This is a genomic window from Streptococcus sp. oral taxon 061, from assembly GCF_013394695.1.
Classification (GTDB): domain Bacteria; phylum Bacillota; class Bacilli; order Lactobacillales; family Streptococcaceae; genus Streptococcus.
Genome location: NZ_CP058258.1, coordinates 1,017,053 through 1,036,783, shown reverse-complemented (window position 1 = coordinate 1,036,783; position 19,731 = coordinate 1,017,053). Strand labels below are relative to the sequence as shown.

Genomic DNA, 19,731 nt, shown 5'->3' with positions numbered 1-19,731 from the left:
AACAATCTAGAAAGAAAACATGAAAGATAGAATAAAAGAATATTTAAAAGAAAAGGGACGAGTCACTGTAAATGACTTGGCTCAAGCTCTTGGAAAGGATGGTTCCAAGGACTTTCGAGAGCTCATTAAAACCTTGTCCCTGATGGAAAGGAAGCACCAAATTCGCTTTGAAGAAGATGGTAGTCTCACCTTGGACCAAAAGAAGAAACACGAGATTACTCTTAAAGGAACTTTTCATGCCCACAAAAATGGCTTTGGTTTTGTAAGCCTAGAAGGGGAAGAAGATGACCTTTTTGTAGGAAAAAATGATGTTAACTATGCCATTGATGGCGATACTGTTGAAATTGTAATTAAGAAGATTGCAGACCGACAGAAAGGTACAGCAGCTGAAGCTAAGATTATTGATATTTTAGAACACAGTTTGACGACGGTTGTCGGGCAAATCGTTCTTGATGAGGAAAAACCCAAGTATGCGGGTTATATCCGTTCTAAAAATCAAAAGATTAGTCAACCTATCTACGTTAAGAAGCCAGCTATTCAATTAGACGGTACAGAAGTTCTCAAGGTCTTTATTGATAAGTACCCAAGTAAGAAACACGATTTCTTTGTCGCTAGTGTGCTAGATGTTGTTGGACATTCTACAGATGCAGGGATTGATGTCCTCGAAGTCTTGGAGTCAATGGACATTGTATCTGAGTTTCCAGAAGCTGTTCTTAAAGAAGCGGAAAATGTACCGGATGTACCATCTGAGAAGGATTTTGAAGGACGATTGGATCTTAGGAATGAAATTACATTTACTATAGATGGTGCGGATGCAAAAGACTTGGATGATGCTGTTCATATCAAACCATTGAAAAATGGAAATATCGAACTAGGTGTTCATATTGCCGACGTTTCTTACTATGTGACAGAGGGATCTGCTCTAGATAAGGAAGCCCTTAATCGGGCGACCTCCGTCTACGTGACAGACCGTGTAGTTCCAATGTTGCCAGAGCGTCTTTCAAACGGTATCTGTTCTCTTAACCCTCAAGTGGACCGCTTGACTCAATCTGCTATTATGGAGATTGATAAAAATGGTCGTGTTCGTAATTATACGATTACACAGACTGTTATCAAGACAAGTTTCCGTATGACTTATAGTGATGTCAATGACATCCTAGCAGGTGACGAGGAGAAGAGACGAGAGTATAAGAAAATTGTTCCTAGTATCGAACTTATGGCCAAGCTCCATGAAACTTTGGAAAGTATGCGAATTAAGCGTGGAGCCCTCAGTTTTGATACCAATGAAGCTAAGATTTTGGTAGATAAAAAAGGCAAGCCAGTTGACATTGTTCTTCGACATCGTGGTGTTGCTGAACGTATGATTGAGTCCTTTATGTTGATTGCTAACGAAACGGTTGCTGAGCACTTCAGCAAGCTGGACCTACCTTTTATCTATCGTATCCATGAGGAACCTAAAGCTGAAAAAGTTCAGAAGTTTATTGATTATGCTTCAAGTTTTGGCTTGAGAATTTATGGGACTGCCAGTGAAATTAGTCAAGAAGCCCTCCAAGACATCATGCGTGCTGTTGAGGGAGAACCTTACGCGGATGTATTATCCATGATGCTTTTGCGTTCTATGCAGCAGGCTCGTTATTCTGAGCATAATCATGGGCATTATGGTTTAGCCGCAGACTATTACACTCACTTTACCAGTCCGATTCGCCGTTATCCGGACCTCCTTGTTCACCGAATGATTCGTGACTATGGACGTTCTAAAGAAGTGGCGGAACATTTTGAACAGGTCATTCCAGAGATTGCAACTCAATCATCCAATCGTGAGCGTCGGGCTATCGAAGCTGAACGTGAAGTCGAAGCCATGAAAAAAGCTGAGTACATGGAAGAGTTTGTGGGTGAAGAGTATGATGCAGTAGTATCAAGTATCGTCAAATTTGGTCTTTTTGTTGAATTGCCAAATACAGTCGAAGGCTTGATTCATATTACAAATCTGCCTGAGTTCTATCATTTTAACGAACGCGATTTAACCCTTCTTGGGGGGAAATCAGGAATTACTTTCCGAGTGGGTCAGCAGATACGTATTCGTGTTGAAAGAGCTGATAAGATGACTGGTGAGATTGATTTCTCCTTTATTCCAAGTGAATTTGATGTCATTGAGAAAGGTTTGAAAGACTCTGGTCGTAAGGATAGAGGGCGTCGTTCAGATAAGAAAGAAGACAAGAGAAAATCTGGTCGCTTAGTTGATAAGCGCAAGCATTCTCCAAAAGACAAGAAGAAAAAAAGCAAGAAACCTTTTTATAAAGAAGTAGCAAAGAAAGGAGCCAAGCATGGCAAAGGGCGAGGGAAAGGTCGTCGCGCAAAATAAAAAGGCGCACCACGACTATATAATTGTAGATACGCTTGAAGCAGGAATGGTTTTGACAGGAACTGAGATCAAAAGTGTTCGAGCAGCTCGCATCAATCTGAAAGATGGGTTTGCCCAGGTTAAGAATGGGGAAGTTTGGCTGAGTAATGTCCATATCGCTCCGTATGAAGAGGGCAACATCTGGAACCAGGAGCCAGAACGTCGTCGAAAACTCCTCCTTCATAAAAAACAAATCCAGAAATTAGAGCAAGAAACCAAAGGAACAGGGATGACGCTGGTTCCTCTTAAAGTTTATATCAAAGATGGTTACGCCAAGCTTCTTTTAGGATTAGCAAAAGGGAAACACGATTACGATAAACGTGAGTCTATCAAACGACGTGAGCAAGATCGTGATATTGCGCGTGTGATGAAAGCTGTTAACCATCGATAGAAAGAGTGAAGAATATGGATAAACTAGTTGCTTACAAACGCATGCCTGTCTGGAATAAAGACACCATGCCAGAAGCTGTTCAAAGAAAACACAATACTAAGGTCGGAACCTGGGGCAAGATTACCGTATTAAAAGGGACTCTTAAGTTTATTGAGTTGACTGAAGACGGGGAAGTTTTAGCCGAGCACTTTTTTGAAGCAGGTGCTGATAATCCTATGGCACAACCTCAAGCCTGGCACAGAGTAGAAGCAGCCACAGAAGATGTGGAATGGTACTTGGAATTCTACTGTAAACTGGAGGATTACTTCCCTAAGAAATACAATAGCAATCCAGTTCATTCGGAAGTTTTAGAAGCTATGGATACAGTAAAACCATGTAAGACACTAGACCTAGGATGTGGTCAAGGAAGAAATGCACTCTTTCTAGCTCAACATGGCTTTGATGTCACAGCTGTAGATCAAAATGAGCTATCTCTTGAAATCTTGCAGAGCATTGTGGAGCAAGAAGATTTAGAAATGCCTGTCGGTATCTACGATATCAATTCAGCTAGCATTGGACAAACTTACGATTTTATCGTATCAACGGTTGTTCTGATGTTTTTACAAGCAGATCGCATTCCAGCTATTATTCAAAACATGCAGGAACAAACCTCAATTGGAGGTTACAATTTGATTGTGTGTGCTATGGATACAGAAGATTATCCATGTTCAGTTGATTTCCCATTTACCTTCAAAGAGGGTGAGTTATCAAATTACTACAAGGACTGGGAATTAGTGAAGTACAATGAAAATCCTGGCCATCTCCACCGTCGTGATGAAAACGGAAATCGTATCCAACTACGTTTTGCAACCATGTTGGCTAAAAAAGTAAAATAAATGTATAAAAGGAATAGAGAGCGGTCGTTTTCTATTCCTTATTTGTTACCCTAATAAGAAAGGGAAATCTCAATTTATGCTATACTAGAAGTAGGAGAAGTCGATGAAATTTAACAGAATTGTGATAGTTTTTCAACGATTCTGATCGACCACTATTCTTTCAGACTTTTTTGTCTAGGAGGTCTTAAGATGACTAGTCTTTTAATTGAACTATACGATCGTCATGCTATTGAGAAAAATGTCTACCAGGCTTTTGTCAATGATTGTGATGAGATTTTATACCTTTCTACAAGAAAAATTGCTGAGGAAGATAAGCTATCCTTGAAGCATTTTCTAATGGAACAAGTTCCACACTTAAAACAAGTATATTTTCGACAATTTCACCTAGAAAAAATCTGCCAGGAATTAGACGTATTTATCAATGATTTTGAGACAGTGACCATCGATGTTTTTGGTGGAGATAATCTATTAGCAATAGTTCTATATCAGTATGGTTTGGAGAAAGGTATTCCCATTATTGCTATGGATGTTGAACAAGGAAAGCAGTATGCCTGGGAAAGGGGTAAGATTTATGATAAAAAGTTAGAGCTTCCTAGTTTATCCATTGAACAATTGATAGCTTTACGTGGTGGAAAAGTCCTTAAATCAAGAAGGCCTCAGCATTCTAATAAGCAAGTGCTAGCTATAAAAAAATTGGCCAAATATGCTATCGAAAATCCTGAAAAATGGTATCAGATTACCCAATTCTTTGCACTGGCAAAAACAAATGATTTTCACGCTGAAACAGCAAAAGTTTTGGAGAGTAATGCAAAAACTTATTCTTACCCCAGTAGCTTGATTCCTTTGTTCACAAAAGCTAATTTATTAAAAGTAGAAGAGGAAACAACAGATACTGTTACTTATACATTCCCAACACCAGAAGCACATCTGTTATGTCGAACTAAAGGGCATATTTTAGAATTGTATATCTATTTACTAGCGCTCGAGTCGGAGTATTTTGATGAATGTATGATTGGTACTGAAATTGACTGGAATGGGATTTTCCCTGAGGCTGACAATGTTCAAAATGAGATTGATGTTATTCTTCGTAAAGGTCACTCTGTAGTTTTCATTTCTTGTAAAATGACGGATCTAGCAGTTGAAGCTATTAACGAACTTGAAGTTTATGCCAATCATTTTGCAGGTGATAATTGTTTGAAAATGATTGTTTGCTCTGGAAAAATCAATCCTGTTTATAGTCATCGTTGTCAGGAATATGGTGTAATGGTGATAAAGCAGGATCAAATACAGAATCTTATTCCCATGTTACGAAAATATATGAAGAACAAACGTCAATGATACTAGATGTTATAGTGAAGAAGAGTCTGGGATAATAGTTCTAGACTCTCAATTGTCTTTGGATTGTCGAGCAAGACGCAGTGGTTGAGTGGGCTCTACTACGCTGCTTTCATCAGCTTTTACAGCCCTACTCAACTGTGCGGAGGTGGGACGACGAAATCGAATTCTAGCAAATTACCGATTTCTGTCCCACTCTCTTTTCTTATCCTTTTCGAATAAAGTAGAAAAGGGGGATATATGTTTTTAGCTAGAGATAAAAAAGGTCATTTAATCAACGCGTTAGAGAATGAAGTAAAGAAACAAGCTTATTATTGTCCAGCTTGCGGAACGAGTGTTCGCTTGAAAAAAGGAAAAAATGTAAGAACTCATTTTGCACATGAAAGTTTAAAAAGTTGTGATTTTTATCATGAGAACGAAGGACCAGAACATTTAGAGAATAAGGTGGCACTTTTTAATTGGGCTAAGAAAGATGCTGAAGTAGAAATGGAACATCTGATTCCTGAACTTAAGCAAATCGCAGATATCCTCATCAATAAGCGATTAGCACTGGAAGTTCAGTGTAGTCCTATTTCTTGTGAACTTTTACGGGAGAGAAGCAATGGTTATCGAAGTTTGGGAATTCAAGTTCTTTGGCTATTGGGAGAAAAGCTCTGGCTAAAAGAGCGACTAACTAAACTTCAAAGAGATTTTCTTTATTTTAGTAATAATATGGGATTTTATCTTTGGGAGTTAGATTATAAAAAACGAGTTTTGAGACTCAAGTATCTACTCCATCAAGATTTGAAAGGAAAACTACATTACCAGGTCAAGGAATTTCCATATGGCAAAGGGAATCTTTTAGAAATATTACGAACCCCTTATCAGCAACAAAAACTAACCACTTTTTCCATTGAGCAAGACGCAAATATTTGTCGTTACATTCAAAAACAACTCTATTATCAAAATCCATATTGGATGAAGCAACAAGCCCAAGCTTACTTGAGAGGAGAAAACCTATTAAATTTGAAGACTCAGGACTGGTATCCCCAAGTAAGGCCGATAGAACATGTTCATTTTTGTCAGATAAGTCAAAATCTATATGATTATTACCGCAACTTTCAGGCTTATTATGAACTGAATCCACAAAATCAGCAACAAAAGCTCTATCCACCTGCCTTTTATCAGCATTATTTCTCGAAAAATATGGTAAAATAGAAAGGATGGAGGAAATTTATGGTATTACAACGAAATGAAATCAATGAAAAAGATACATGGGATCTATCAACAATCTTTGAAACAGACCAAAAATGGGAAGAAGAATTAGCCCTATTAACCGAGGACACAAAAGAAGCAGCTAGCCTTGAAGGGCATCTTTTGGATAGCGCAGAGAGCCTATTAAATATTACAGAGCGTTATTTGGATTTGAGCCGTCGTCTTGAAAAACTCTATGTCTACGCTCATATGAAAAACGACCAGGATACACGAGTTGCTAAATATCAAGAATACTATGCAAAAGCAATGACTCTTTATAGTCAACTCGACCAGGTGTTCTCTTTCTATGAGCCAGAATTTATGGCAATAACAGAAGAGCAGTATCAAAACTTTTTAGCAGAAGAACCAAGACTCCAGCCTTATAAACACTTCTTTGATAAACTCTTGCAAAATAAGGAACATGTCCTTTCACAACGTGAAGAAGAGTTGTTAGCAGGTGCTGGTGAAATCTTTGGTGCTGCTAGTGAAACTTTCGCTATCTTAGATAATGCAGATATCGCCTTTCCATTTGTTAAAGATGAAGATGGAAATGAAGTGCAGTTGTCACACGGTGTCTATATGCGCTTAGTAGAATCTAAGAACCGTGAAGTTCGTCGTGGTGCATATGAAGCACTATACTCTACCTATGAGCAATACCAGCACACTTACGCTAAAACCTTGCAGACCAATGTAAAAGTACAAAACTACCGTGCAAAAGTTCGAAACTACACGAGTGCGCGTGAAGCAGCTCTTGCAGCGAACTTTGTTCCAGAAAGTGTCTATGACAACTTAGTATCTGCTGTTCGTAAGCATTTGCCATTATTGCATCGTTATCTCTCACTTCGCTCAAAAATATTGGGTATTCCAGACCTTAAAATGTACGATGTCTATACACCTTTGTCTTCAGTAGAATACAGCTTTACTTATGAGGAAGCCTTGAAGAAGGCAGAAGAAGCTTTAGCAGTTCTTGGCGAAGATTACTTGAGTCGTGTCAAACGCGCCTTTAGCGAACGTTGGATTGATGTGTATGAAAACCAAGGCAAGCGTTCAGGTGCATACTCTGGTGGTTCCTACGATACTAACGCTTTTATGCTTCTTAACTGGCAAGATAACCTAGACAATCTCTTTACTCTTGTACATGAGACAGGTCATAGTATGCATTCAAGCTACACGCGTGAAACCCAACCTTATGTATACGGAGATTACTCAATCTTCTTGGCAGAAATTGCTTCAACAACCAATGAAAATATCTTAACTGAAAAATTATTGCAAGAAGTTCAAGATGACGCAACACGCTTTGCTATTCTCAATAACTTCTTGGATGGTTTCCGTGGAACAGTGTTCCGCCAAACTCAATTTGCTGAATTTGAACATGCTATTCACCAAGCCGATCAAAATGGTGAAGTCTTGACAAGCGAGTTCTTAAACAATCTCTATGCTGACTTGAACCAAGAATATTATGGCTTGAGCAAGGAAGACAACCCTCAAATTCAGTATGAGTGGGCTCGTATCCCTCATTTCTACTATAATTACTATGTATATCAATATTCAACAGGTTTTGCAGCAGCTTCGGCCTTGGCTGAAAAGATTGTTCACGGTAGTCAAGATGATCGTGACCGTTATATTGATTACCTCAAGGCTGGGAAGTCAGACTATCCTCTAAATATCATGCGAAAAGCTGGTGTCGATATGGAAAAAGAAGACTATCTTAATGATGCTTTTGAAGTCTTTGAACGCCGTTTGGACGAGTTCGAAGCCCTTGTTGAAAAATTAGGATTAGCATAAAATGGTTGAGTCATACAGTAAAAATGCTAACCATAACATGCGACGGCCTGTTGTTAAGGATGAGATTGTGGAATTTATGCGCCACAGACAAGAGCAGGTGACTGGTTCTTTAAAAGAACTAGAAAACTTTGCTCGCAAGGAGAATATTCCTATCATTCCTCATGAAACAGTCGCTTATTTCCGTTTCCTAATGGAAACAATTCAACCAAAAAATATTTTAGAAATTGGAGCGGCAATTGGATTTTCGGCACTTTTAATGGCTCAACATGCCCCAGAGGCTAAAATTACAACCATTGACAGAAATCCTGAAATGATTGGTTTTGCCAAGGAAAATTTCGCCAAGTTTGATACTCGCCAACAAATCACTCTTTTGGAAGGCGATGCGGTAGACGTTTTGTCAACATTGACAGAGACCTATGATTTTGTTTTTATGGATTCTGCAAAATCCAAATACATCGTATTTTTGCCAGAAATCCTAAAACACCTTGAGGTTGGTGGAGTAGTTGTCTTGGATGATATTTTCCAAGGTGGAGACATTGCTAAGGATATTATGGAAGTCCGACGCGGGCAACGAACCATTTATCGTGGTTTGCAAAGACTATTTGACGCAACTTTAGACAATCCAGGATTAACAGCTAGTCTAGTTCCTCTTGGAGATGGAATATTGATGCTAAGAAAGAATCAAGCAGAAGTAGAACTGCCTGATGTTGATTAGTTTCAGATATTTTTAAGACAATTTAGTAAAATAGATAAGGTAAACATTTATCTAGTGATAAAAAGGAGTAAACATGAAGAAAAAATTATTGGCTGGTGCCATCACTTTGTTATCAGTAGCTACTTTGGCTGCTTGTTCAAATAGTTCTCAAGGAGCTGACCTCATCAGTATGAAGGGTGATGTCATCACTGAGCACCAATTTTATGAAGAAGTGAAAAACAACCCAACTGCTCAACAAGTATTACTTAACATGACTATTCAAAAAGTTTTTGAAAAACAATATGGATCTGAAGTAAGTGATAAAGAAGTTGAAGAAGCTGTAGCAGAAGAGCAGAAGAAATATGGTGATAGCTATCAAATCGTTCTTTCTCGTGCTGGTATGACAGCTGAAAGTCGTAAGGCTCAAATTCGTACAAGTAAATTGGTTGAGTATGCTGTTAAGAAAGCTGCAGAAGCTGAATTGACAGATGAGAACTACAAAAAAGCTTACGATGAGTACACACCAGAAGTAACTGCGCAAATTATTAAACTTGATAGTGAAGATAAGGCTAAAGAAGTTCTTGCTAAAGCAAAAGAATCTGGAGCTGACTTCGCACAATTGGCTAAAGATAATTCAACTGACGAAAAGACAAAAGCAAATGGGGGAGAAATCACTTTTGACTCTGCATCAACAGAATTGCCAGACGTTGTTAAAAAAGCTGCATTTGCTCTTGATGTAAATGGTATTTCAGATGTGATCACAGCTCCAGGTACACAAGCTTATTCAAACAGTTTCTATATTGTGAAATTGACCAAGAAAACAGAAAAATCTTCTAACTGGGAAGATTATAAAGAAAAATTGAAGACAGTTATCCTGACTCAAAAACAAAATGATGCTACTTTCGTTCAAGGTATTATTAGTAAAGAATTGCAAGCCGCAAATATTAAGGTTAAGGACCAAGCCTTCCAAAATATCTTTACTCAGTATATCCAAAGTGATACAACAAGTGAAACTACAACTACATCAGCAGCAAGCGATACTACAACAACAGCAAGTGAAACTACAACAACATCTTCAAACTAAGGGTGACAACTCTATCTTTCTACTCTTGAAAGATAGAGTTTTTTTAATCTTCCGTAGATAAAAGTTATAAATGAGAATAATTGTTGTTTGAATTCTACAAGCTTAAATTCTAACCTTTATAGGGTAAGAGTTTTTTTCTAGTCTAAAAAATGGTATAATAGCTTGTAAAACTAGAATGAATAGAAAATTAAAAATTTAGTAGATGGTGAAGTATGAAAATTAGTAAAAGGCACCTGTTGAATTACTCTATTTTAGTGCCCTATATTCTCTTATCCGTTCTGGGTTTAATAGTGGTATATTCGACAACGAGTGCATCTTTGATTCAAGAAGGAAAGAGCGCTTTTCAATTAGTTCGAAATCAGGGCTTGTTTTGGATCGTTAGTTTGTTGCTTATTGCAGTAATCTATAAGTTGAAACTTGGTTTTCTTCGAAACGAACGTTTGTTATTTATTGTTATGTTTGCTGAGTTAGTGTTACTAGCTTTAGCCCGTTTGATTGGGATTCCCATCAATGGTGCTTACGGTTGGATTAAAGTAGGACCTATAACTGTTCAGCCTGCGGAATACTTGAAAATTATAATCATTTGGTACTTGGCTCAACGTTTTTCAAAACAACAAGAAGAGATTGGTATTTATGATTTTCAAGTTTTAACTCAAAACCAATGGTTGCCTAGATCCTTTAACGATTGGCGATTTGTCCTTTTGGTCATGATTGGAAGTTTGGCTATTTTCCCTGACCTTGGAAATGCTACAATTCTCTTTTTAGTAGCATTGTTGATGTACTCAATTAGTGGGATAGCTCATCGATGGTTTGCAACTATTCTTGGAATATTGACCAGTTTATCCTTTGTTTCCCTCACAGCCATTAAATTGATTGGTGTTGAAAAGGTTTCTAAGATTCCAGTATTTGGATACGTTGCTAAACGATTCAGTGCTTTCTTTAATCCATTTGATGATGTCGCTGGTGCAGGACACCAGTTGGCAAATTCATACTATGCTATGGTAAATGGAGGATGGTTTGGGCTAGGATTAGGAAACTCTATCGAAAAACGAGGTTATCTACCTGAGGCACACACGGACTTCGTTTTCTCTATTGTGATTGAGGAATTTGGATTTGTTGGTGCCAGTCTTATTTTAGCACTATTATTCTTCCTAATTCTTCGTATTATTTTAGTGGGGGTACGAGCAAAAGATCCGTTCAACTCTATGGTAGCAATCGGTATTGGTGGGATGATTCTAATTCAGGTATTCGTTAATATCGGAGGGATTTCAGGATTGATCCCTTCAACAGGTGTAACCTTCCCATTCCTTTCTCAAGGGGGGAATAGTCTCCTGGTTCTATCAGTAGCTATCGCCTTTGTGTTAAATATCGATGCTAGTGAAAAACGTGCAAAACTCTATAGCGAATATGAAGCACAGCTCTAAGAAAAAGTAACAAGGAGAAAAAAATGTCTCTTCAAAAGTTAGAAAATTTTGGTAACAAAACTGTCGTGCAAGAAGAAGTTCAAATCTTGACAGATTTACTTGAAGATATCACGAAAAATATGCTTCCCGCTGAGACCTTTGACAAAATTATACAATTAAAGGAACTTTCATCAAAGCTTGACTATCAAGGACTGGATAAAGTTGTGACGGGACTTTCAAATGATGAAATGGTCTACATCTCTAGATATTTCTCTATTTTGCCACTATTAATCAATATTTCTGAAGACGTTGACTTGGCTTACGAGATTAACCATTTAAACAATATCGATCAAGATTACCTTGGAAAATTGTCAACAACCATTGAAATGGTAGCAGAAAAAGAAAATGCGGCCGAGATTCTTGAACGTCTGAATGTCGTGCCAGTATTGACAGCCCACCCAACTCAGGTTCAACGGAAGAGTATGTTGGATTTGACAACTCATATTCATACGCTCTTGCGTAAATACCGTGACGTAAGAATGGGCCTTATTAATAAGGAAAAATGGCACAATGATCTGCGTCGCTATATAGAGATTATCATGCAGACGGATATGATTCGTGAAAAGAAACTAAAAGTAACTAATGAAATCACAAATGTGATGGAATACTACAATAGTTCCTTCCTTCAAGCAGTACCAAATCTAATGCTAGAGTATAAACGTCTAGCAAAAGAGCAAGGTATTGACCTAAAACAAGCAAAACCTATTACTATGGGAATGTGGATCGGTGGAGACCGAGATGGGAACCCATTTGTAACTGCTGAAACTCTCATGCGTTCAGCAACTATTCAGAGTGAAGTAATATTAAATTATTATATCAGTAAGATTTCTAGTCTCTATCGTACATTCTCGCTTTCGACAAATTTATCTAAGACAAGCAAAGCTGTCGAAGCAATGGCATCACAATCTCGTGACACATCTGTCTTCCGTGAGAAAGAACCTTATCGTCGTGCTTTTCACTTTATCCAATCTAAATTAATTCAAACACTTTTAAATCTAAAAGAGTGGGCGGTTGTTGGTTCATCAGCAGATGAACGTCATCATGTCGAACGTCTTCTTGGCGCTCAAGGGCATCAACAAGGAGAAATCACTGACTATATCAGCAATCGAATCTCAGGAGCTATCCAAGATTTGGCAGATGAGCGTCCTCCTTACTACGAAACAATTGAAGAGTTTAAGCATGACTTATATGTCATTAAGGATTCATTGCTTGAAAATAAGGCAGAAGCCTTGCTAACTGGAGAGTTTGCTGAGCTTTTGGAGGCTGTTGAAGTCTTTGGTTTCTTCTTAGCATCTATCGATATGCGCCAAGACTCAAGTGTTCATGAAGCCTGTGTTGCTGAATTGTTAGCATCTGCTGGTATTAATGACCACTATAGCGATTTGTCAGAAGATGAGAAGTGCGAGTTGCTTTTACATGAATTGTTAGAAGATCCTCGAATCTTGTCAGCTACTCATGCTGAAAAGTCTGAACTTCTTGAAAAAGAATTAGCCATTTTCCAAACTGCTCGTGAATTAAAAGATCGTTTGGGAGAAGACGTCATTCGTCAAACGATTATTTCTCATGCAACAAGCGTGTCTGATATGTTAGAATTGGCAATCATGCTCAAAGAAGTCGGTCTTGTGGATGCTGAAAAAGCACGTGTTCAAATCGTGCCTCTCTTTGAAACAATTGAGGACTTGGATCATTCCGAAGAAACAATGAGAAAGTATTTCTCTTTACCGCTTGCTAAGAAGTGGATTGCTTCAAAAGATAATTATCAAGAAATCATGCTTGGCTACTCTGATAGTAACAAAGATGGTGGATACCTCTCATCTTGTTGGACACTCTATAAGGCACAAAAACAATTGACTGCTATTGGTGATGAGTTTGGTGTCAAAGTAACCTTCTTCCACGGTCGTGGTGGTACCGTTGGTCGTGGTGGTGGCCCTACTTATGATGCCATTGCTTCTCAACCACTCAAATCAATCAAAGATCGTATTCGATTAACTGAACAAGGTGAAGTTATCGGAAATAAATACGGAAACAAGGATGCGGCCTACTATAACTTGGAAATGTTGGTATCAGCAGCTATCAATCGTATGATTACGCAGAAGAAGAGCGATACTAATACATCAAATCGCTATGAAGCTATCATGGACCAAGTAGTCAGTCGTAGCTATGATATCTACCGTGAACTAGTATTTGGAAATGACCATTTCTACGATTATTTCTTTGAATCTAGTCCAATAAAGAATATCTCAAGCTTTAATATTGGTTCTCGTCCAGCAGCTCGTAAAACAATCACTGAAATTGGTGGTCTACGTGCCATTCCTTGGGTATTCTCATGGTCACAAAGTCGTGTCATGTTCCCGGGTTGGTATGGTGTTGGTTCAAGCTTCAAAGAATTTATTGATCAAGATCCAAAAAATATTGAATACCTTCGCGACATGTATAAAAACTGGCCTTTCTTCCAGTCACTCCTATCTAACGTTGATATGGTCTTGTCAAAATCAAATATGAATATTGCTTTTGAATATGCTAAACTTTGTGAAAGTGAAGAAGTACAAGCAATCTACTATACTATTTTGGATGAATGGCAATTGACTAAGAATGTTATCCTGGCTATTGAAGGCTATGATGAACTTTTGGCAGAAAATACTTACTTGAAAGACAGTTTGAACTACCGTATGCCTTATTTCAATATCCTTAACTATATCCAGTTGGAATTGATTAAGCGTCAACGTCGTGGCGAGCTTTCTTCAGATGAAGAAAGATTGATTCATACAACTATTAACGGAATTGCTACAGGATTACGTAATTCAGGTTAATACAAGCTATATTTTTTAAAAACCGTAGGAATTTTCATAATTTTAAAAAATAATTCATAAAAAGCCTTGACAAGTTTTAGTAAAATGATATAATTTAAGCATTCAGAAAGTAATCATCGAATTTTTTTAGCGAGTCTGTGGTTGGTGAAAACAGATAGATGAAGATGATGAAATTGGGCTGAATGCTATTAAGAATTTGAAATCATAAGAATTCGGTGAGCACACCTTATAGTGCAACTCGTGAAGCGAGTAAGAGCGATAGGAATAGTTCCTATAATTGAGGTGGCACCGCGCATCGACGTCCTCACACAAGTTTTTTGTGTGAGGACTTTTTCTATGGGGAGGCAATTTTATGGAAATCAAACGATGGCGACGCTTGGTAAAATTATAATGAAAGTGAAATGAACATTACTAAGTTTAAGTGAAATAAGGAGAAATAGATATGAATAAACGTTTAATTGGTATTATTGCAACACTAGCACTTGTAGTTGGAGGAAGCTTGGTTTACTCTAACTTAACGAAACAAGAAACTAAAACTGAGACAGCTAACAAAATAGCTAAGGTTGGTGTTCTACAGTTTGTCAGTCACCCATCACTTGACTTGATCTACCAAGGTATCCAAGATGGACTTGCTGAAGAAGGCTATAAAGGCGACCAAGTTAAAATCGACTTTATGAACTCAGAAGGTGACCAAAGTAAGGTTGCGACAATGAGTAAACAATTGGTAGCAAACGGAAACGATGTTGTTGTCGGTATCGCAACTCCAGCAGCTCAAGGGCTTGCAAGTGCAACAAAAGATCTTCCAGTTATTATGGCAGCTGTAACTGACCCAATCGGTGCTAACCTTGTAACAGATTTGGAAAAACCAGGTGGGAACATCACAGGTGTATCTGACCACAACCCTGCTGAGCAACAAGTTGAATTAATTAAAGCTTTGACACCTGATGTTAAAACAATCGGAGCTCTTTACTCAAGTAGCGAAGATAACTCAAAATCACAAGTCGAAGAATTCAAAGCTTACGCTGAAAAAGCTGGTTTGAAAGTAGAAACTTTTGCAGTTCCATCAACTAACGAAATCGCTTCTACAGTAAACGTCATGACAGGAAAAGTAGATGCAATCTGGGTTCCAATTGACAACACAATCGCATCTGCGTTCTCAACTGTAGTATCAAGTAACCAAACAGCTAAAAAACCAATCTATCCAAGTGCAACTGCAATGGTAGAAGCGGGTGGTTTGGCATCAGTGGTTGTTGATCAACACGATCTTGGTGTGGCTACTGGTAAGATGATCGCTAAAGTCTTGAAGGGTGAAAAACCTGCTGATACTCCAGTCAATGTCTTCTCAACTGGTAAATCAGTGATCAACAAAAAACTAGCTCAAGAACTTGGAATTACTGTTCCTGAATCAGTTCTCAAAGAAGCTGGTCAAGTAATCGAATAAGAATGAAGGAGGAGTTGGAGACATCTCCTCCAATTTTTAAAAGAAGGAAATGAATGCAACATGATAGTATCGATAATTTCACAAGGATTTGTCTGGGCTATTCTAGGTTTGGGAATCTTTATGACCTTTCGAATCCTCAACTTTCCAGATATGACAACCGAGGGCTCCTTCCCGCTTGGAGGAGCGGTAGCAGTAACTCTAATTACACAAGGAGTCAATCCTTTTCTTGCTACCTTAGTAGCTGTTGGAGCAGGCTGTCTTGCAGGTTTAGCGACTGGTCTTCTTTACACGAAAGGGAAGATTCCAACACTCTTGTCTGGTATTTTGGTGATGACTTCGTGCCATTCTATCATGCTTATGATTATGGGGCGCGCAAACCTTGGACTCTTAAATACCAAGCAAATCCAGGACGTTCTTCCTTTCTCATCTGAGGTTAATCAGTTACTGACAGGTTTGATTTTTGTGACTTTGGTCATTTTACTCATGCTTTTCTTCCTAGATACCAAACTTGGACAGGCCTATATCGCTACAGGAGATAATCCAGATATGGCTCGTAGTTTTGGTATCAATACTGGACGTATGGAGCTTATGGGCTTGGTCTTGTCAAATGGTGTGATCGCACTTGCTGGCGCTCTTATCGCTCAACAAGAAGGCTATGCCGATGTCTCTCGTGGTATCGGGGTTATCGTAGTTGGTCTTGCAAGCTTGATTATCGGTGAAGTTCTCTTCAAGAGTCTAACTCTAGCAGAACGCTTGGTTACTATAGTTGTTGGTTCTATTAGTTACCAATTCTTGGTATGGGGAGTCATTGCTCTTGGCTTTAATACCAGCTACCTACGTTTATACAGTGCCCTTATACTAGCAACTTGTCTAGTAATTCCAACCCTTAAGGATAAATACTTGAAAGGAGTCAAATTAAGCAAATGACAGCAATTGTTGAATTAAAAAATGCCACAAAAATTGTGAAAAACGGCTTCGACGAGGAAAAAATTATCCTAAACGATGTTTCACTTGAAATTTTTGAACATGACTTCATCACAATCTTGGGTGGAAATGGAGCAGGAAAGTCAACGCTCTTTAATAGCATTGCAGGAACTCTTCCCTTGACTAGTGGGACTATTCGCATCATGGGCGAAGATGTAACTCATTTTAGCCCTGAAAAGCGTGCCAAGTATCTTTCTCGTGTTTTTCAAGATCCAAAGATGGGGACAGCTCCACGTATGACAGTCGCAGAAAACCTTTTGATTGCTAAGTTTCGTGGAGAAAAACGTGGCTTATTTCCAAGAAAGCTCTCAGCTTATAAAGAAGAATTTCAAGCAACCATTGAGAAGGTTGGCAATGGTCTAGAGAAGCATTTGGATACACCGATTGAATTCTTGTCAGGTGGACAAAGACAGGCCTTGAGCCTCTTGATGGCAACCTTGAAACGTCCAGAGCTCCTTTTACTGGATGAACATACAGCTGCACTTGACCCTAAAACAAGTGTTGCCTTGATGGAATTGACAAATGACTTTATCAACAAGGACCATCTAACAGCTTTGATGATTACTCACCATATGGAAGATGCTCTCAAGTATGGAAATCGCTTGATTGTTATGAAAGATGGACAAATCATCCAAGATTTGAATAAGGATGAAAAAGCCAAGATGAAAATTTCCGATTATTATCAACTTTTTGAGTAGATAATTTTTAAATCAAGCATCCTTAAAAACTTAGAAGTAGACTTTTGCTTCTAAGTTTTTTGGTGAATTTTAAATATTACTTTTTTTCCTTTTCATCAGTTTTACTATAGAGTATAATCAGTATAAGAATCTTAAACTTTTATAGGAGTAGGAGATAAAAAGATGACTTACACACAAGAAGATTTTCAAGAATGGATTTTTCAAATTGGATTTAAGATGGACTATTTTACTAGGGAGTTTGCTGAGGAACAAGGCCTTCATTTAGACTATAGCATACAGTCTTTGGATGATTTGGAGGCTTGGATCTTGGCTCACTACGATGACCACCATGCTTTGATAGCAGACCGCAAGATGTTGGATTATTTGACCGTTTATATCGGTGAAACCTTCCGTAAGCACCTTGGAGGTAAATGGTTTATTGACCTTAAAAATAAAAAGAACGCCTATTATTCCATGCCTGTATTGACTGATCCATCCTATAGAGGAGTGGTATACAAGGCACCATTGACTTATGCAACAGCTTGTATCAGTAGAAAAGATGGTCAGTATATTAGCAGGATATTGAAAAATAATCTCGAAAATCAAGTGAAATAGGATTTTATTTCTTTTGTTTTTCTTTCAAATATTAGAATGATTTGCTCAGAAGATTCAGTTTTTCATGATAGCTGGAAACTTATGAAATAGTCTCATGTAAAGTGTATGAAATGGTTTACTTTTTTTCAGAAATAAGCTATACTATATAAAGTAAACTGTGATAAAATGGAGGTATTGTCTATGGTTGACAAGAGAGTCATCGAAGAAATCAAAAACAATACCAATATTGTCGAAATCATAGGAGAAGTAATTTCCTTACAAAAATCTGGACGGAACTTTTTAGGGCTCTGTCCTTTTCATGGTGAAAAGACCCCTTCCTTTAACGTAGTTGAAGATAAGCAGTTTTACCACTGTTTTGGTTGTGGCCGTTCTGGAGATGTCTTTAAATTTATTGAAGAATATCAACAAGTAACCTTTGCCGATGCAGTAAGGATTTTAGGTGAGCGTCTTGGGATGCATCTTGAAACTCCTGTACACAATACTGCTCAACATACGTCCCCTCATCAAAATCTTTATGAGATGCATGATAAGGCTGCACGCTTTTATCATGCTATTCTCATGACAACAAAAATGGGTGAGGAAGCAAGAAACTATCTCTATAAACGTGGTTTGACCGATGATGTCATTAAGCATTTTATGATTGGTTTAGCCCCTGCTGAACGTTCTTATCTCTACCAACGTTTAGCTGATGATTATAGCGAAAAGGACTTGCTGGATTCAGGTCTGTTTTATCTTTCCGAGAGTAATCAATTCTTTGATACCTTCCATAACCGGATTATATTTCCACTCTTTAACGATCAAGGTAAGGTAATTGCTTTTTCTGGTCGTGTTTGGCAAGAGACGGATTCTCAAACTGCCAAGTATAAAAATAGTCGAGCGACGGCAATTTTTAATAAGAGTTACGAATTATATCATTTGGATAGGGTAAAAAAAGGGTCTGGTAAGGCTCCTGAAATTTATCTGATGGAAGGTTTTATGGATGTCATTGCAGCCTACCGTGCTGGTATTGAAAATGCTGTAGCTTCCATGGGAACAGCCTTGACTGCTGAACACGTTGAACATCTCAAACGCTTTACTAAAAAAGTGATTATCACTTATGATGGTGATAAGGCAGGACAAGCAGCAACCGCTAAAGCTCTAAAGGAACTTGGTGATTTACCAGTTCAAATTGTTCAGATTCCAGATGCAATGGACCCTGATGAGTATTTACAAAAGAATTCTCCAGAGGATTTGGCTTATCTTTTATCCAATACTCGAATCAGTCCGATTGAGTTTTACATTCACCATTACAAACCTAGTAATAGTGAAAATCTTCAAGCACAGATTGATTTTATCGAGAAAATTGCACCTCTTATCGTCAAAGAACCATCTATCACAGCCCAGAACACCTATATTCATTTGTTGACGGATTATTTACCATCTTTTGATTATCAACAAGTAGAGCACGTTATTAATGAAAGTCGTGTTAGACAGAGACAAGAGAAGGTTAAGCAAGTTGTTAATCCGACACCAATTACTATGTCGGTTTCTAAACAATTAACGGCAGTCATGAGAGCTGAAGCACATATTCTTTATCGTATGATGGAGCATCCCCTTGTGTTGAATGATTATCGTCTGAGAGATGATTTTGTATTTGAAACTCCAGAGTTTCAGACCTTGTATGGTCTGCTGATTAATAATGGCTCAATCACTTCGGAAGATTTGGCTAACCAGACTAGAGAAGTTGAAAATGCTTGGTACCAAGTGTTAGCCTTGGATTTACCTTCTGAAATGTCTCCAGAAGAGTTAAAAGAAGTGGAAGAGTCGAGAAATCGTGCTCTGTTGAATCAACAAAATTTGCAGATCAAAAAGAAGGTTCAGAAAGCTAGTCATGTAGGTGATACTGATACCGCTTTAGAAGAGCTTGAACGCTTAATTGCCCAAAAAAGAAGAATGGAGTAAGA

15 protein-coding genes and 1 other annotated feature are annotated in these 19,731 nt (G+C 38.1%); all 15 genes read left to right on the top strand.

Going from position 1 to position 19,731, the window contains the following annotated elements:
• Nucleotides 1-19: 19 nt before the first annotated feature.
• The 15 genes from rnr (at nt 20) to dnaG (ending at nt 19,729) form a co-directional block, all read left to right on the top strand.
• Nucleotides 20-2,362: a ribonuclease R gene (gene rnr, locus HW271_RS05120; protein WP_178895115.1), complete on the top strand. Its 2,343-nt coding sequence runs from the start codon at nt 20-22 to the stop codon at nt 2,360-2,362.
• Nucleotides 2,325-2,792, top strand: a complete 468-nt coding sequence (smpB, locus tag HW271_RS05115) for an SsrA-binding protein SmpB (RefSeq protein WP_178895114.1) — start codon at nt 2,325-2,327, stop codon at nt 2,790-2,792. The genes rnr and smpB overlap by 38 nt, the downstream gene beginning before the upstream one ends.
• A 14-nt stretch (nt 2,793-2,806) precedes the next feature.
• The gene (gene tehB / locus HW271_RS05110) at nt 2,807-3,667 is read left to right on the top strand and encodes an SAM-dependent methyltransferase TehB (protein ID WP_178895113.1); all 861 of its coding nucleotides are present in this window, start codon (nt 2,807-2,809) and stop codon (nt 3,665-3,667) included.
• A gap of 189 nt (nt 3,668-3,856) precedes the next feature.
• Nucleotides 3,857-5,005, top strand: coding sequence for a DUF1887 family protein (locus tag HW271_RS05105; RefSeq protein WP_178895112.1), 1,149 nt, complete (start codon nt 3,857-3,859; stop codon nt 5,003-5,005).
• A gap of 237 nt (nt 5,006-5,242) precedes the next feature.
• Nucleotides 5,243-6,199, top strand: a complete 957-nt coding sequence (locus HW271_RS05100) for a competence protein CoiA (protein WP_178895111.1) — start codon at nt 5,243-5,245, stop codon at nt 6,197-6,199.
• A gap of 18 nt (nt 6,200-6,217) precedes the next feature.
• Nucleotides 6,218-8,020, top strand: coding sequence for an oligoendopeptidase F (gene pepF, locus HW271_RS05095; RefSeq protein ID WP_178895110.1), 1,803 nt, complete (start codon nt 6,218-6,220; stop codon nt 8,018-8,020).
• Nucleotide 8,021: 1 nt separating this feature from the next.
• On the top strand, nt 8,022-8,735 hold the full coding sequence (locus HW271_RS05090; protein WP_178895109.1) for an O-methyltransferase: 714 nt from the start codon (nt 8,022-8,024) through the stop codon (nt 8,733-8,735).
• A gap of 73 nt (nt 8,736-8,808) precedes the next feature.
• Nucleotides 8,809-9,798 carry a peptidylprolyl isomerase PrsA gene (gene prsA / locus HW271_RS05085; RefSeq protein WP_178895108.1) on the top strand — a complete coding sequence of 330 codons (990 nt, stop codon included), beginning with the start codon at nt 8,809-8,811 and terminating at the stop codon, nt 9,796-9,798.
• Between the two features lie 212 nt (nt 9,799-10,010).
• Entirely contained in the window at nt 10,011-11,222 is a 1,212-nt protein-coding gene (ftsW, locus tag HW271_RS05080) for a cell division peptidoglycan polymerase FtsW (protein WP_178895107.1), read from the top strand.
• A gap of 23 nt (nt 11,223-11,245) precedes the next feature.
• Nucleotides 11,246-14,071, top strand: a complete 2,826-nt coding sequence (gene ppc / locus HW271_RS05075) for a phosphoenolpyruvate carboxylase (RefSeq protein WP_178895106.1) — start codon at nt 11,246-11,248, stop codon at nt 14,069-14,071.
• A gap of 94 nt (nt 14,072-14,165) precedes the next feature.
• Nucleotides 14,166-14,380, top strand: a binding site (T-box leader).
• Nucleotides 14,381-14,513: 133 nt separating this feature from the next.
• A complete protein-coding gene (trpX, locus tag HW271_RS05070; protein WP_178895105.1) occupies nt 14,514-15,512 on the top strand; it encodes a tryptophan ABC transporter substrate-binding protein in 999 nt (332 codons plus the stop codon).
• Between the two features lie 60 nt (nt 15,513-15,572).
• Nucleotides 15,573-16,439: an ABC transporter permease gene (locus HW271_RS05065; RefSeq protein WP_178895104.1), complete on the top strand. Its 867-nt coding sequence runs from the start codon at nt 15,573-15,575 to the stop codon at nt 16,437-16,439.
• Nucleotides 16,436-17,194, top strand: a complete 759-nt coding sequence (locus tag HW271_RS05060; protein WP_178895103.1) for an ABC transporter ATP-binding protein — start codon at nt 16,436-16,438, stop codon at nt 17,192-17,194. Before HW271_RS05065 ends, HW271_RS05060 begins: the two co-directional genes overlap by 4 nt.
• A 162-nt stretch (nt 17,195-17,356) precedes the next feature.
• Nucleotides 17,357-17,788: a hypothetical protein gene (locus HW271_RS05055; protein ID WP_178895102.1), complete on the top strand. Its 432-nt coding sequence runs from the start codon at nt 17,357-17,359 to the stop codon at nt 17,786-17,788.
• Between the two features lie 180 nt (nt 17,789-17,968).
• Nucleotides 17,969-19,729 carry a DNA primase gene (dnaG, locus tag HW271_RS05050; RefSeq protein ID WP_220428596.1) on the top strand — a complete coding sequence of 587 codons (1,761 nt, stop codon included), beginning with the start codon at nt 17,969-17,971 and terminating at the stop codon, nt 19,727-19,729.
• The last annotated feature ends 2 nt before the right edge of the window (nt 19,730-19,731 follow it).

Bases quoted from the DNA above. Each gene is read 5' to 3' on its own strand.
- HW271_RS05105 (WP_178895112.1), top strand. From the start codon at position 3,857: ATGACTAGTCTTTTAATTGAACTATACGATCGTCATGCTATTGAGAAA.
- pepF (WP_178895110.1), top strand. From the start codon at position 6,218: ATGGTATTACAACGAAATGAAATCAATGAAAAAGATACATGGGATCTA.
- HW271_RS05060 (WP_178895103.1), top strand. From the start codon at position 16,436: ATGACAGCAATTGTTGAATTAAAAAATGCCACAAAAATTGTGAAAAAC.
- trpX (WP_178895105.1), top strand. From the start codon at position 14,514: ATGAATAAACGTTTAATTGGTATTATTGCAACACTAGCACTTGTAGTT.
- ppc (WP_178895106.1), top strand. From the start codon at position 11,246: ATGTCTCTTCAAAAGTTAGAAAATTTTGGTAACAAAACTGTCGTGCAA.
- prsA (WP_178895108.1), top strand. From the start codon at position 8,809: ATGAAGAAAAAATTATTGGCTGGTGCCATCACTTTGTTATCAGTAGCT.
- tehB (WP_178895113.1), top strand. From the start codon at position 2,807: ATGGATAAACTAGTTGCTTACAAACGCATGCCTGTCTGGAATAAAGAC.
- dnaG (WP_220428596.1), top strand. From the start codon at position 17,969: ATGGTTGACAAGAGAGTCATCGAAGAAATCAAAAACAATACCAATATT.
- HW271_RS05055 (WP_178895102.1), top strand. From the start codon at position 17,357: ATGACTTACACACAAGAAGATTTTCAAGAATGGATTTTTCAAATTGGA.
- ftsW (WP_178895107.1), top strand. From the start codon at position 10,011: ATGAAAATTAGTAAAAGGCACCTGTTGAATTACTCTATTTTAGTGCCC.
- smpB (WP_178895114.1), top strand. From the start codon at position 2,325: ATGGCAAAGGGCGAGGGAAAGGTCGTCGCGCAAAATAAAAAGGCGCAC.
- HW271_RS05090 (WP_178895109.1), top strand. From the start codon at position 8,022: ATGGTTGAGTCATACAGTAAAAATGCTAACCATAACATGCGACGGCCT.
- HW271_RS05065 (WP_178895104.1), top strand. From the start codon at position 15,573: ATGATAGTATCGATAATTTCACAAGGATTTGTCTGGGCTATTCTAGGT.
- rnr (WP_178895115.1), top strand. From the start codon at position 20: ATGAAAGATAGAATAAAAGAATATTTAAAAGAAAAGGGACGAGTCACT.
- HW271_RS05100 (WP_178895111.1), top strand. From the start codon at position 5,243: ATGTTTTTAGCTAGAGATAAAAAAGGTCATTTAATCAACGCGTTAGAG.